This window comes from Acaryochloris sp. 'Moss Beach' (genome assembly GCF_021497025.1).
GTDB classification, from domain to species: Bacteria; Cyanobacteriota; Cyanobacteriia; order Thermosynechococcales; family Thermosynechococcaceae; genus Acaryochloris; species Acaryochloris marina_A.
Map to the genome: position 1 here is coordinate 2,147,305 of NZ_CP071717.1, position 13,331 is coordinate 2,160,635.

At 49.1% G+C, this 13,331-nt stretch carries 11 protein-coding genes and 1 pseudogene; 3 read left to right on the forward strand and 9 right to left on the reverse strand.

What is annotated here, in order from left to right; genetic code table 11:
• Nucleotides 1-115: 115 nt before the first annotated feature.
• The 9 genes and pseudogenes from HRE53_RS09970 to HRE53_RS10010 form a co-directional block, all read right to left on the reverse strand.
• Nucleotides 116-1,268, reverse strand: a pseudogene (locus HRE53_RS09970) (tocopherol cyclase family protein).
• Nucleotides 1,269-1,728: 460 nt separating this feature from the next.
• Nucleotides 1,729-3,078, reverse strand: coding sequence for a DUF3747 domain-containing protein (locus tag HRE53_RS09975; RefSeq protein WP_212663294.1), 1,350 nt, complete (start codon nucleotides 3,076-3,078; stop codon nucleotides 1,729-1,731).
• A 155-nt stretch (nucleotides 3,079-3,233) separates the two neighbouring features.
• Complete coding sequence (locus HRE53_RS09980; protein WP_235110239.1) at nucleotides 3,234-3,944, reverse strand: TIGR04283 family arsenosugar biosynthesis glycosyltransferase; 711 nt, start codon at nucleotides 3,942-3,944, stop codon at nucleotides 3,234-3,236.
• Entirely contained in the window at nucleotides 3,934-4,638 is a 705-nt protein-coding gene (locus HRE53_RS09985; protein ID WP_235110241.1) for a TIGR04282 family arsenosugar biosynthesis glycosyltransferase, read from the reverse strand. The genes HRE53_RS09980 and HRE53_RS09985 overlap by 11 nt, the downstream gene beginning before the upstream one ends.
• Before the next feature lie 39 nt (nucleotides 4,639-4,677).
• Nucleotides 4,678-5,115, reverse strand: a complete 438-nt coding sequence (locus HRE53_RS09990; protein ID WP_235110244.1) for a hypothetical protein — start codon at nucleotides 5,113-5,115, stop codon at nucleotides 4,678-4,680.
• A gap of 268 nt (nucleotides 5,116-5,383) precedes the next feature.
• Nucleotides 5,384-7,219, reverse strand: coding sequence for an ATP-dependent zinc metalloprotease FtsH3 (ftsH3, locus tag HRE53_RS09995; RefSeq protein ID WP_283250040.1), 1,836 nt, complete (start codon nucleotides 7,217-7,219; stop codon nucleotides 5,384-5,386).
• 81 nt (nucleotides 7,220-7,300) lie between these two features.
• Nucleotides 7,301-8,539, reverse strand: coding sequence for a bifunctional oligoribonuclease/PAP phosphatase NrnA (locus HRE53_RS10000; protein WP_212663299.1), 1,239 nt, complete (start codon nucleotides 8,537-8,539; stop codon nucleotides 7,301-7,303).
• Between the two features lie 277 nt (nucleotides 8,540-8,816).
• On the reverse strand, nucleotides 8,817-9,314 hold the full coding sequence (locus HRE53_RS10005; RefSeq protein ID WP_212663300.1) for an HNH endonuclease: 498 nt from the start codon (nucleotides 9,312-9,314) through the stop codon (nucleotides 8,817-8,819).
• Nucleotides 9,315-9,486: 172 nt separating this feature from the next.
• Nucleotides 9,487-9,693 (reverse strand): hypothetical protein, encoded by a 207-nt coding sequence (locus HRE53_RS10010; protein ID WP_235110245.1) that lies wholly within the window; start codon nucleotides 9,691-9,693, stop codon nucleotides 9,487-9,489.
• 113 nt (nucleotides 9,694-9,806) lie between these two features.
• On the opposite strand from HRE53_RS10010, the gene dnaK reads away from it, so the two are divergent.
• The 3 genes from dnaK to HRE53_RS10025 all read left to right on the forward strand — a co-directional run bounded on the left by dnaK (nucleotide 9,807) and on the right by HRE53_RS10025 (nucleotide 13,324).
• The gene (gene dnaK / locus HRE53_RS10015; RefSeq protein ID WP_235110248.1) at nucleotides 9,807-11,717 is read left to right on the forward strand and encodes a molecular chaperone DnaK; all 1,911 of its coding nucleotides are present in this window, start codon (nucleotides 9,807-9,809) and stop codon (nucleotides 11,715-11,717) included.
• Nucleotides 11,718-11,840: 123 nt separating this feature from the next.
• Nucleotides 11,841-12,026: a hypothetical protein gene (locus HRE53_RS10020; RefSeq protein WP_235110250.1), complete on the forward strand. Its 186-nt coding sequence runs from the start codon at nucleotides 11,841-11,843 to the stop codon at nucleotides 12,024-12,026.
• A gap of 59 nt (nucleotides 12,027-12,085) precedes the next feature.
• Nucleotides 12,086-13,324: an IS256 family transposase gene (locus HRE53_RS10025; protein ID WP_235110252.1), complete on the forward strand. Its 1,239-nt coding sequence runs from the start codon at nucleotides 12,086-12,088 to the stop codon at nucleotides 13,322-13,324.
• The last annotated feature ends 7 nt before the right edge of the window (nucleotides 13,325-13,331 follow it).

The following is a 13,331-nucleotide window of genomic DNA, read 5'->3' on the forward strand; positions in this document are numbered from 1 at the left end:
TCGGTCTAATTCCACCTTAAAACCACTTAGAGTCGCAAATCTCAGTGTAAACCATTGTCTGTGACTGCCTCTGTAACTTAGAGATGGCGTACAGGTGGGCTAGATAAACAGCGTTCTAAGTCGCAACCAGTCCCCAAGGCGCAGAATCCAAGGGTTGAGAAGCAGCCTCTTCCGCAATCCATGCCGTCTGCCAAGGTCTTCCTCCTACCTCCAACCCACAGAGATGACTATGGGCTTTCAAGAGCAGGGTCGTTCCTTGCTGATGATAGCGCTTTAAAGTGAGGGTGACACGGCCATGCATGGTGTCCTTACAGATAAAAATCAGGCCATTCTGAGTGGGGGCACGGAGGGGAGTGCCGTTGCGATCGCAACTCGCCCAAATCTCCACCGCATATTCCGAATTACGGGCCGTCATCGTCCATTCGCCCCAGGGGGTCACCGACCAAGAGATCTCAGAATTCCAGGGGGCAAACTCATAAAACTGACCCTGATGATGAATCCCAATCAACCCCACAGATTCCATCCACCACAGCACCCCCTCGACGTCCAGCCGCCGCTGTTAACGCCAAATCGGGCTGATCCTCGAAACAATTGCAATTGATCCAAAACCATTTCTGGGGAAAGGCACCACCCCAATTTTTCTCCGCATAGGCCGGGGCATTTTCAAATACATATCGCTGGCCTTGCCAGTCAATCCACCCCGTCGCCCATCCATGGGCCATCATCACCTGCCAACCCGGCTCAAAAATCGGCAAAAAAGACAGCAGTCCTGCCGTTGATCGCGAAGTCTTACCCACCTCTCCCCAGCCATAAACCGGCTGAATCCGATAGGCCCAATGGGCGGCTTGCCCCGTCCCCGGATCTCGCAGATGGCCTTGATGCCAAGTATGAGTGCCCTGATAGCCTTGGGTGATTTGTCGATCAAACTCGTCTGGCTCTAGCAACTGAGGCTGTAAGCCCGGAATCCCACGACTCCAATGGCCCAGCCCTAAGGGTCCCATACCAACAGGAGCCCCCCAAGACCAAAACTGGCTAACATCTGCAAAAGTCCGGCAAAAGTAAGTATCCTCAGGGCCTAAAATCTGGGCTGCCCCACCGCTATAGGGTTGGCCCCCTATCGGATCCTCAATGGAATACATAAAGGCGAAGGTCTGATCCAGCTCCGGCAAAGTCACCCGGTAATACCAGCCTTCAAAAAATCGTCGCTGACTACCATCCCAGTGATAACCACTGTGGGGAGTAATCAAGGTGGTGGGCAGCGTATCCATAACCCAATCATGTAGAACAATTCATTGTCCTACAACACTTAGGAACTTTTCATCACTTACATCTCTTCTTTCATCATAGGATCTGGCCGAGAAGAAGACAGGATGTAACGTAATCAAAACAAAGTTAGCCCCAGGAGGGCTCGCGAGGAGCCAGGGAGCAGAACCCCTGAGGCAAACGCCATCCTAACAAGCTCATTCGTTTATCCACCTGAGTGGATTTACGGAAACTATTTTTTTCTGAGAACCAGTATTAGTGAGGTGCTCAGTCATGGGTGCCCCGTCAGACCTTTGAGAACTAACAGTCTTTAACAGACCCAAAATACCTCCTAAAGAAAACGACTCAGCCCTGACAAAAAGTTGAGGCTGAGCCGTTTTTATACCTTCCCATGGGATACAGCACTCTACGAAGGAAGCATTGCTCTATCAGTAGAGACGACATTCGAGATTGTGAGTCGGAGTCCTAAGGCTTAGGAACGGATGGCATCGGCACAGTTGGAGCGATATTGGAATCCGCAGGAGGAACCGTGGGCGCATCCGGTACAGACGGAGTAGTCGGTACTGATGGCTTGGGAACCGATGGTAACGGCACAGTTGGGGCAACCGATGGTTCCGATGGTGCTCCAGCTGGAGCAGGCGATGCACCCGTCGATGCATCTGCTTTCACGCAGTTGAGGGTACGCAAGGTGGCTGCTGCTGCATAGTTTCGCTGAGCCGATTGATTCGGGGTAAAGGCCAAACCCTTTTCATTTAGGGGAGAGGCAACTCCACAATAGCTAGACATTTCCGTAATCACGTCAACTGCCCAATGACCACTGGTATCCGTGAAATTAGTAGGGGGTTGCTTCACGGCCAGTTGCGTATCAAGTCCGCCTAAGGATTTAGCATAAATGGCGGCGTTCTTAAGGACTGCCATCATTTCTGCTCGGGTGACTTTACGAGTCGGCTGGAAGGTCCCATCGGGATAACCCTTGACGATATCGTTTTGCTGAGCAAACGCAATCTTGGCTGCGCTCCAACGACCTGCTTCCACATCAGGATAGGGATTACTGCTGGCCTGACTAGGCACGGTAAAGCTCACCCCAGGAATATTCTTCAGGGACTCCAGAATCATAGACACCAATTGCTCACGGGTCAGGGATTCTAGCGGACGGAAGGTATTATCCTCAAATCCGGCAATAAACTTGAGGGCAACGGCCTGACTAATATCTTTGAGGTAAATGTCATTTTCAACATCGGGAAACGGCACAGCGCTAATCCCCTTAGAGATATAGACATGACCTAGGGTTTTCTTTTTGAATGCTCGCTTGGTCAACCGCCAGTCAGGATTGAGGGCAATTTTGGCAAATCCTGTTGTTTTGCCGTTGGTCCGACCCAATTCAATCTCCTGATCACCTCCGGCTTTAGAATCAGGAATTCCCATCAGCACCATATCCGTGTCAGTCTTACGGATTTGGACCAAATATCGGCCTCCCAAATCGTCACCGTCCACACGAATCGAGTAACCATTTTGATCGACGCTGCGGCTACACAAACCGGTGAAGTCAAAGTTCAGCAAAAGCGGATCAATGACGACGGGATTGCTGCCACTTTCACTCCAACATTCTTTTTCAGTAGAAATTTGTTCCAGGATCAGGAGTTGGTGAATATTGCCATTGCCGATGGGGGCGGCGACTAAAACAAACTTAGACTGATTGATTTCTTTCTCACTAAAAGTAGCGGCTCGGGCCTCTGGGACAGTAGCTCCCACTGCAAACGTGGCAGAGGCCGCAACAGCGAGTAATTGAACAATGGGGCGTAATGATAGTTTCATGGGTTTGGCTCTACAACGTGATGGTGAATTATGTTGAGCGACATGGGTCAGCCTTTGTGACGACAAGCATCGTCTGGCTTGTTCCAGGGGTTCGTTTTAAGTCGAGAGTGTATCACGCCAAACCATTTGTTTTTCTTTATCCCCCAAAAATATAACTAATTTTTAAGCCCAGATTTTGGCAGAGAAGGGGGTCTATACCAGCGCCATAAACGATGAGGGCTGACTCCCAAGGTGTAAAGCCCCAACAACATCCAATTCCGCAGGGTACAGCGAAGAATGCCTTCTTGTTCCCAACGCCGAGGCGAAACCAAAACGCGATCGCGCACAATTTGAATCGGAATCCGCTGCCGTTTGAGCTGCTGCATCAGAGCCACATCTTCCATAATCGGGATATTGGGAAAGCCACCCACTCGCATAAACGTGGCTCGATCAACAAAAATAGCCTGGTCACCATAGGGAATGCGCGTGAAACGCGATCGCAAAGAGGCAACCCGACTGATCCACTGCAGACTCGCTTTAGGACTATCAATCCCCAGATCAAACGCCCCCGCAGTCGCTTGCTCCCGAGTCCTGCAGATTTGGGATAGGGCCGTCTGGGGCAGTCTGGTATCCGCATGTAAAAACAGCAGGGTTGAAGCTTGAGCTAGTTTAGCCCCGGCATTCATCTGCGTTCCTCGACCCGCTGCAGCCGTTATCCCTTGGATGTCGGGGGGCAGATATTGCAGGGTTGAGCCCTCTGGATCACCATCCACCACAATGACTTCATAAACCCTATCCCCGGCAATGGCCTTGAGATGATCAGCCAGGAGCAAAATATTCGCCCCTTCATACAACACAGGAATAACAATAGAAAGTTCAGGTTTCATCGTGGCCCAAAAGGTCAAGATGTTGCTGAAGAAAAGCCATACTCTCTGTTTGGACGCCAGCTGGGGATAGTCTTTGGTGGAAGTGGCGTAAATCTTCTAATGTATCGACATCATACCAAGTCGGCAGTTGGTGGACTGGACGAGGTTGGAGGCGCTGGAGGGTCTGCTCAAAGACCGTCTCTGTACTCCAGGGCATATCTGAAAAAACGTCAGGGGTAAAAGTCTCAGGGGTAAACCCCAGGGTATAGTATCCACCATCATTACTAGGACCAATCACGATGTGCTGCCGCTTCAGGGCATTGAGTCCATTCTGCAAATAGGACAGGGGCAAATCAGGACTATCACTGCCCGTAATTAAAGCGCCGCCATATCCCCTCTCAAAACAGGTGGTAAAGGCATGGGCCATCCGCTCGCCTAAATCATCCCCTTGCTGAGAAAGATAAGTATATTCAGAACCTAACCAATCCTGAACCACCATTTCCGCTTCTGCCGGGGCATAGAAAATAAGTTGGTCTATCCCCAGTTGTTGAGTGGTGAGGAGTAAATCCCTAGCAAAGCAGCGATAGAGCGCAGCAGCCGCTTCAAACCCAATCCTTCGTCCTAATCGAGATTTAACAGTGCCAGGGATAGGGTTTTTGACAAATAACAGCAGGCAAAACGGGGCATCGGAGGAGGACCTATCCTGGTCGTTCATAAAAACTGTGGCAAACCGAACGTCCCTATCATATCGGCTCTAAGCCGCTTTGAAATTAGGGGATAAGGCTCGACAATGTCCTAATGCATAGCAGAGGCGACGCTCTAACGTGCGATGGTTACAGCGCACTACCCGATTTTGATCAGTATTGGTAAAAAACCAATCACAACGCCAAAAATGACGCTGACAGGTCAATACCCACTGTTGTCCCTCAAATTCAAATTGAGCCATGAAATGGGCCTGATGTTCCGCTTGCTCACTAAGGCAAATTTTTAACCCCAAGCCTTTTTGCAGTTTGGCACTTAAGGCCCGATCTAGCTCGTTCTGGAAGGCTGCTCGCAAAAGTACTAACCGCCGTCGATACCGAATTGCCATACGGAGTTTGCGCTTTTGATACCGCTGGCGTTGGTTGCAATAGGCTTGATCCACTTTGGTTGCCACAAACGTTGGGGGAGGAGTGGTAAGACCGATGGACATTGCTTGAGTCTCCAGAGGGGCTGAGTTAGTACAAATGTACTTTATCTGCATTTTTTGCCCCTGTCAATCCCTAAACAGGTGAAGTGAGGATTTCATGAATATTCGATCACTACGCCATATGTAGTTAAAAAATACAATCTAATGTCTATATATAGCGTCTTTATCCCATAGCCCAAAAAAAGAGGCTCTGTTCCCAGAGCCTCTTGAGATAGTCAATGATTAATGCAGGATGTGAAACCACCAGAGATAAGTCTCTGGTGATGCAGCGTTATGCGATCGCAGCCATTTTCACTTCATTCGTATTCAGAATTTCCTGAAGTTCATCAGAATCTACCGTTTCTTTCTCAACCAATCGTTCAGCGATTTTATCGAGTACTAAACGGTTAGAAGTCAACACATCCTTAGCCCGACGGTAGGCTTGATCCACTAGGTTACGCACCTCATCATCAATCGTAGAGGCAGTCTCTTCAGAGAAGTCCCGCTCACTCATGATGTCGCGTCCCATGAATGGATTGCCTTGCTGACGGCCTAGGGCCACAGGCCCTAAACGGTCGCTCATACCAAAACGAGTAATCATCTGGCGGGCAACACGAGCCACTTGCTGTAAGTCGTTAGAAGCACCTGTTGTCACTTCTTCCTCACCAAAGATGATTTCTTCAGCAATTCGACCGCCTAAAGCAACAGCCATTTGGTTCTGTAAGTAGCTGCGGCTGTAGAGACCAGAATCCATTTGGTCTTCGTTCGGTGTAAACCAAGTTAGACCCCCTGCACCACCTCGAGGAATAATGCTAATTTTTTGAACTGGATCATAATCCGGCATCAACGCACCCACAAGAGCATGACCTGCCTCGTGGTATGCCACTAAGCGCTTGCGGCGCTCGCTCATGACGCGGTCTTTCTTCTCAGGTCCAGCCAAGACCCGATCGATGGCATCGTTGATTTCATCCATCGAAATCTCAGTCAGATTTCGCCGGGCTGCTAGAATCGCAGCTTCATTTAAGAGATTCGACAAGTCAGCACCCGTAAATCCAGGAGTCCGACGAGCCATCTTCTCTAAATCAACATCCTTAGAGAGGGTTTTGCCTCGGGCATGGACATTAAGGATTTCACGACGTCCTTTATAATCTGGACGATCCACCACCACTTGACGGTCAAAACGACCGGGACGCATCAGAGCAGAATCCAGTACGTCAGGACGGTTGGTGGCTGCAATGATAATGATGCCGGTATTGCCTTCAAAACCATCCATTTCCGTTAGGAGTTGGTTAAGGGTTTGCTCCCGCTCATCATTACCGCCGCCTAGACCAGCACCTCGCTGACGGCCAACAGCATCGATTTCATCGATAAAGACGATACAAGGGGCATTGGTTTTAGCTTGCTCAAACAAGTCTCTGACTCGAGAAGCACCCACACCCACAAACATTTCCACAAACTCTGAACCAGAGATGGAGAAAAAGGGAACGCCCGCTTCTCCAGCTACAGCCTTCGCTAGAAGGGTTTTACCCGTTCCAGGAGGACCCACCAACAGTACGCCTTTAGGAATCTTGGCACCCACGGCAGTAAAGCGGTCTGCGTTCTTTAGAAAGTCAACGACTTCCGTCAGCTCCAATTTTGCCTGCTCAATACCCGCCACATCATTAAAGGTGACTTGGGTCTGAGGTTCCATCTGGACTCTGGCTTTGGACTTACCAAAGTTCATGGCCTGGTTACCAGGTCCGGACTGAGCCCGACGGAACAAAAAGAAAAGTCCCACGAGTAAGAGGACGGGCACCAAAAATGTGCTCAACGCCTTAAACCAAACCCCTTCTTCTCTTTGAGGAAGAACAGCAATATCAACATCTTGCTTAGTTAAGATATCGATAAAGTCTGGATCCGGTGGCAAGTTGACGGTAATTATACCCTCGCCAGATTTCACCTCAGCCATCGTTCGATCGGCACTGATGCGAATTTTTTCAACGTTGTTATTTTCAACTTCTTCGATTAGCTTGCTGTAACGCCAAGTTGGGTTGTCAGCAGGCTGGCGCTCTAGTAAAGCTGTCCCTAATGCCAAGACAACAATGGCTAACAGCGCATACAATCCTGCATTTCTCCACCGCTTATTCACGGACTTCAATCCTCCAGGTTCAGAATGGGGCGATGCGATCGCTACATTAACTAATGTTAACCCATTCTTTCAGAGGTGGGGCTAGCTACTGGGAATTACGCTATTTTCTGGGTTCACCAAACGCAAGAGCTTTTGCTTAATTTGGGTATCGTAGACACTCCACTTCAGCTTAGCGAAATCCGAATTCTCATTTAAGCCCGACAAAAAGCCCATGGGGATTTCAAATCCCCCTGCAAGGGAGCGACCACCCCCAAAAAAGCGGCCATGGGTATCTTGGCCAAAGGCCTCTTTGATAAATTCATCCGGGTCAAGGGTAATTTTCGTGGTGCGCAAGGACCCAACCACCAGTTCTAGGTCTTCATCTTCATCATGGACAATGCCATATACCACAGCTGTATGGACATTATCTTCCGTGACTAAAAAATCTGCGGCTTGAGGAATCGCATCACGATTGTCATAGCGGAGAAACCCCACCCCCGCAATCGTCACATTGTTATAAACGCTGCGATTTTTGAGAGCACTCTCAATCACATCCATCACCTGCTTTGACCGCGAGGACTGGAGAACCGTATTCAGTAACTGGCTGTCATAGAAGCGGCTCAGGTAGGCAGCTGCCAGAAAATCTTCTTCCTGGGCTTGCCTAAGGAAATTAGTGTCGGAGCGTAGCCCATGCATCAGTGCAGTTGCACAATGCACATGTTCACTAACGCTGCTATCAAACTCTAGTAAACCGGCTCGGAGATATTGGGTGAGGATAGTTGCTGTGGCTCGGGTATTCGGCCGCACATCCGTAAATTCAGCTTCAACCCCTTCTTGCAAACTATGGTGATCGATGATGATAGTGATCGGAATATTCGCTGCCTGCAAAGTCGGCAGCAATTGGCTGGTGGTGCCTTGATTATCAATCAAGACACAGCCCTGGTAAGCCGATAAATCTTTTCCTTTCGTTTTAGGAGACTGACAAGCCCATCGTTGCACGGGCAGGTTAGTCAACTTTACAAGGGCAATGTTTTCTTGATGACTGAGGGTACCAGCGTAGAGAATCTCACATTGGATATCAAACTGTTCCGCAATGAGCTTATAGGCCCATGCAGAAGAAAGGGCGTCTGGATCTGGAAAATCTTGTAAAACGACGAGTTGCGAGTCGCCCCGATGACTTTCGAGAATCTTGGCAAATGCGTCAGCGCGCTGTTCCTGGGCTCGCCCATTCAGGCTCGTGAGATTACTGGAAGACCGAGAGCCAAGTTTTTCAGACGAATTGAGATTGGCTGAACGGGCTTCTGGTTTAGGGTCAACTGACTTCAAAGAAGTTGAAACCATAGTAAAAACCTAATGTTAGGTAGGAGTAATATTCAGATGGAACAATAGACACGGACAGAACCGCTTTATCAAGACAAAGCCAGTTCTGAAGATTATCATGAATCGCTAGGATTGGGATCGGTGCTAACAACCCTGCAGGGAAGCACCTTCTGTTCATATACCTTTTATTTTCAGCGATCTTATTCGAAAAAACCATCACTCTATTGTGAGGATACCCCTAAAGTTATGGGGAGGAATACTCGCCTTCTTGGCCTAGACATGAAGGCATCACAGCAAATCACATCCCAATCACATACTTACGCCATTCTTGATGAACCCCATTTCGTAGATGCTTGGTGACCTCAAAGTACAAGCTACTGTAGGGACGACGAGGCGTTTGTTTCAGGCTCATCCGAGCTTCTTTGGGGGTACGATTGCCTTTTTTGACATTACAGCGCACACAGGCAGTCACGATGTTGTCCCAGGTATCTCCTCCCTTTCGTGATCGAGGCATCACATGATCAAGGGTTAAATCATCGCCAGAATGCCCACAATATTGACAGGTATGGCTATCGCGATGCAGTAGGTTTCGGCGAGTTAAGGGAATTTCTTTGTAAGGAACACGCACGTATTGGCGCAGCCGAATGACTGTTGGCAAGGGAAAGTCTCGATACACAAACTTACCGTTGTGTTCTACTTGCTCAGCCTTCTCTTTCAGGACTAAAACAACCGCACGACGCCAACTGGTGATATTCAGCGGTTCATAGGAGGCATTCAGAACGAGAACTTTGCCCATGAATCCTTGCCCAAGCAGATCTGATACAGATAGTAGCACATACCCCATGAAACCCATGATTGGGAAGTACTTAGGCCTATTTTTAGGCGCTGACGGTAAATACCCCCAAAACGTTACGGTTGTCCCAACGACAGTCTGTAGCGGTGCTGTCTATAGTGATGAATGTATTGATTCAGCAAACCAAGTCCTGGAAATTGTGATGGGGTAACCCTAACCCTTTCCGGCTGACGGCTCCCCACTGGTGCTGCCCTACCGCAAAGTCCTTTGATGACAGTTCGGTGGACCCCACAGCACTAAAACCGTCTACACCAGGTTCGGTAAATACGCCTTCAAGATCTGGCTGGGAAAGCCAAGTATAGAGGTAAGTTAACCATCCCACGACGCTCGCCATTAGTACATAAAAACTATTGCTCCGTCAATGGGTGTTCTAGAACCCGGTCAGTGACCTGTTTGCTTAACAGACAATTTTTTAGAAGGAGCCTGTAAAAACCTATGGCAAAAGTTGTTGGAATAGATTTAGGAACCACTAACTCTTGCGTAGCAGTGATGGAAGGGGGCAAACCCACGGTCATTGCCAACGCAGAAGGATTCCGGACAACCCCCTCCGTCGTTGCTTTTGCAAAAAATGGTGATCGTCTCGTCGGTCAGATTGCAAAGCGTCAGTCGGTCATGAACCCCGAAAACACGTTTTACTCGGTTAAGCGATTCATTGGCCGTCGTCAAGACGAAGTCACCCATGAAACAACTGAGGTCTCCTACCAAGTCCTCACTGAGGGTGGCAGCATTAAAGTAGACTGCCCTGCAGCAGGCAAGAAGTTTGCCCCTGAAGAAATTTCAGCCCAGGTGCTCCGCAAATTAGTCGATGACGCCAGTAAGTATTTAGGCGAAAAAGTGACTCAGGCGGTCATTACTGTTCCCGCCTATTTCAATGATTCCCAGCGCCAAGCCACGAAAGATGCAGGCAAGATTGCCGGTGTGGAAGTGCTGCGGATTATCAACGAGCCGACCGCTGCTTCTCTCGCCTATGGATTAGACAAGAAAAGCAACGAAACCATTTTGGTCTTTGACTTAGGGGGAGGAACCTTCGACGTCTCCGTCCTCGAAGTGGGTGATGGTGTATTTGAAGTACTCTCTACCTCTGGTGATACTCACTTGGGTGGGGATGACTTCGATAAGCAGATTGTGGATTACTTGGCAGCAGAGTTTCAGAAAGCCGAAGGCATTGACCTGCGCAAAGATAAGCAGGCCCTGCAAAGACTGACTGAGGCAGCAGAAAAAGCCAAGATTGAGCTGTCTAATGTCACTCAAGCGGATATCAACCTTCCCTTTATCACTGCGACTCAGGATGGTCCTAAGCATTTAGACACCACCTTGACCCGTGCCAAGTTTGAAGAGCTTTGCGCTGATTTGATCGATCGCTGTCGGATTCCTGTTGAGAATGCCGTTCGTGACGCCAAAATCGATAAGAGCGCTCTCGATGAAGTGGTGATGGTGGGTGGTTCCACCCGAATTCCTGCAGTACTGGAAGTCGTTAAGAAAGTCCTCGATAAAACCCCCAACCAATCCGTTAACCCGGATGAAGTGGTTGCTGTGGGTGCCGCGATTCAGGCGGGTGTCCTGGCCGGTGAAGTCAAGGATATTCTCTTGCTGGACGTCACTCCCCTCTCCTTGGGTGTTGAAACCCTGGGTGGCGTGATGACCAAGCTGATTCCTAGAAACACTACGATTCCGACCAAGAAATCGGAAGTGTTTTCAACGGCGGTCGATGGCCAAACCAATGTGGAGATCCATGTGCTCCAGGGTGAGCGGGAAATGTCCACGGACAACAAAAGTCTGGGAACCTTCCGCCTAGATGGTATTCCTCCAGCTCCCCGAGGCGTTCCTCAAATTGAAGTCATCTTCGATATTGACGCCAACGGTATTCTCAATGTCACTGCCAAGGAAAAAGGCACTGGCAAAGAGCAATCCATTAGTATCACTGGCGCTTCGACCCTGTCTGATTCCGAAGTCGACAAGATGGTTCAAGATGCAGAGCAAAATGCCTCTGTAGACAAAGAACGTCGCGAAAAGATCGAGACCAAGAACCAGGCCGATACGTTGGTCTACCAATCCGAGAAGCAATTGTCTGAACTAGGCGATAAGGTTTCCGGTGAGGATAAAGAGAAGGCTGAAGGTCTTATCAAAGATCTGAAAGAAGCTGTCGCCAGTGAAAATCATGAGCAAATGCAAGCTCTAACGACTGAGTTACAGCAAGCCCTATACAGCATCAGCACTCAGCTTTATCAACAAGAGGGGGATGCAGCGGCCGCAGGAGCACCTGAAGGGGCAGCACCTGATGAGCCCAGCGACTCTGCTGGTGGCGAAGATGATGTCATTGATGCTGATTTCACTGAAACCAACTAGGTTCCTCGATCCATCGACTCTAGCGAACCGATGGATCAGCTTTAAAGCTTAGGTTCTTATTACTCCTTCTAAACTCTGCTCTTGTTGTAAGGGCAGAGTTTTTGTCATTTAAGTCTTTTCCCCATGAACTTCTTCAGGCGTAATGCGCAGGCAAGTTGTATGGCGGATAACTCAGCTCATGCTCTAGTAATGTGGGTTTACCTAATCCCCACTGTTATCCTGTTGAAGACTTGGTTGTGCTGGGATAACTATCGCCAGTTGGGTGGGTTTCTGGGACCTGCTAAGTTTGCGATCGCAAACCATAACTAGAGACTGATCAGAGTTTTGTGTAAGCGGTCTAGAATCCAAACACACCAGGAGACCGCATCATGTCTAGAAAGAAACAAGTACCCAATCGAGTTGATGAGCTATTGGATGAACTCATTGGAGAGAATCCACAGCCAGAGGATATTCTGGGCGAATCAGGACTGCCCAAACAACTCAGCAAACGCCTAGTGGAACGAGCCTTGGCAGGTGAATTGACTCATCACCTGCATCAATCCTCCGTCGATGAGCGTTCTCATGGCCCTAGAAACAGTCGCAATGGTTACTCGAAAAAGACCGTCCAGACTGAACAAGGAGAGATGGACCTATCGATTCCTCGCGACCGTTGCAGTGAGTTTGAGCCTGTCCTCGTGCCCAAAGGCCAGCGACGTATCGCGGGACTCGACGAGAAAATCATCGCCTTATATGCTCGTGGCATGACCACTCGTGATATTCGAGCTCAATTGGTGGAGCTGTATGGGGCCAATATCTCTGAGGGTCTGATTAGTGACGTCACCAATAGTGTCATGGAGGAGGTTAAAGACTGGCGCTCAAGACCATTGGATGAGGTGTATCCGATTGTCTATCTCGATGCCCTGTATGTGAACATCAAAGTCAATGGCCAAGTCAGCAAGCGAGCCGTCTATGTCGCGCTAGCGGTAACTGTGGAGGGAAACAAAGAGCTGTTGGGATTATGGATAGGGGCTGCCGAGCGGGAGGGAGCAAAATTCTGGCTTTCAGTGCTCACAGACCTTAAAAACCGAGGCGCTCAGGATATCTTGATTGCTTGCTGTGATGGTCTCAAAGGCTTTCCCCAGGCGATTGAATCGGTCTATCCCGATACTCAAGTTCAAGTTTGTATCGTTCATCTCATTCGCAATAGTTTGCGCCATGTGCCTTGGAAGGAAAGTCGAGCCGTAGCTGCAGACCTCAAGCCCATTTATCAAGCGGCCACTTTGGAGGAATCTGAGGCTGCCTTGGATGCGTTTGCCAACAAATGGGACCAGACGTATCCTGGCATCAGCCAAATCTGGATACGGCATTGGGATAATATTGCTCCGTTGTTTAAGTACCCAATGGCCATCCGAAAGGTTATCTACACCACTAATGCCATTGAGTCGCTCAATCGCTCACTGCGAAAGGTGATTAAGACCAAAGCTGTCTTCCCGAATGAAGAGTCTGTCTACAAATTGATGTTTCTGGCGATGAGGAATATCTCGAAGAGATGGACCAGACCGATTTTGAATTGGAAGGCGGCGCTGTCCCATTTTGCTATTCTGTTCCCAACACGATTCAACTATTGAATACGTT

Bases quoted from the DNA above. Each gene is read 5' to 3' on its own strand.
- HRE53_RS09975 (WP_212663294.1), bottom strand. From the start codon at position 3,078: ATGAAACTATCATTACGCCCCATTGTTCAATTACTCGCTGTTGCGGCC.
- HRE53_RS09980 (WP_235110239.1), bottom strand. From the start codon at position 3,944: ATGAAACCTGAACTTTCTATTGTTATTCCTGTGTTGTATGAAGGGGCG.
- HRE53_RS09985 (WP_235110241.1), bottom strand. From the start codon at position 4,638: ATGAACGACCAGGATAGGTCCTCCTCCGATGCCCCGTTTTGCCTGCTG.
- HRE53_RS09990 (WP_235110244.1), bottom strand. From the start codon at position 5,115: ATGTCCATCGGTCTTACCACTCCTCCCCCAACGTTTGTGGCAACCAAA.
- HRE53_RS10000 (WP_212663299.1), bottom strand. From the start codon at position 8,539: ATGGTTTCAACTTCTTTGAAGTCAGTTGACCCTAAACCAGAAGCCCGT.
- HRE53_RS10005 (WP_212663300.1), bottom strand. From the start codon at position 9,314: ATGGGCAAAGTTCTCGTTCTGAATGCCTCCTATGAACCGCTGAATATC.
- dnaK (WP_235110248.1), top strand. From the start codon at position 9,807: ATGGCAAAAGTTGTTGGAATAGATTTAGGAACCACTAACTCTTGCGTA.
- HRE53_RS10020 (WP_235110250.1), top strand. From the start codon at position 11,841: ATGAACTTCTTCAGGCGTAATGCGCAGGCAAGTTGTATGGCGGATAAC.
- HRE53_RS10025 (WP_235110252.1), top strand. From the start codon at position 12,086: ATGTCTAGAAAGAAACAAGTACCCAATCGAGTTGATGAGCTATTGGAT.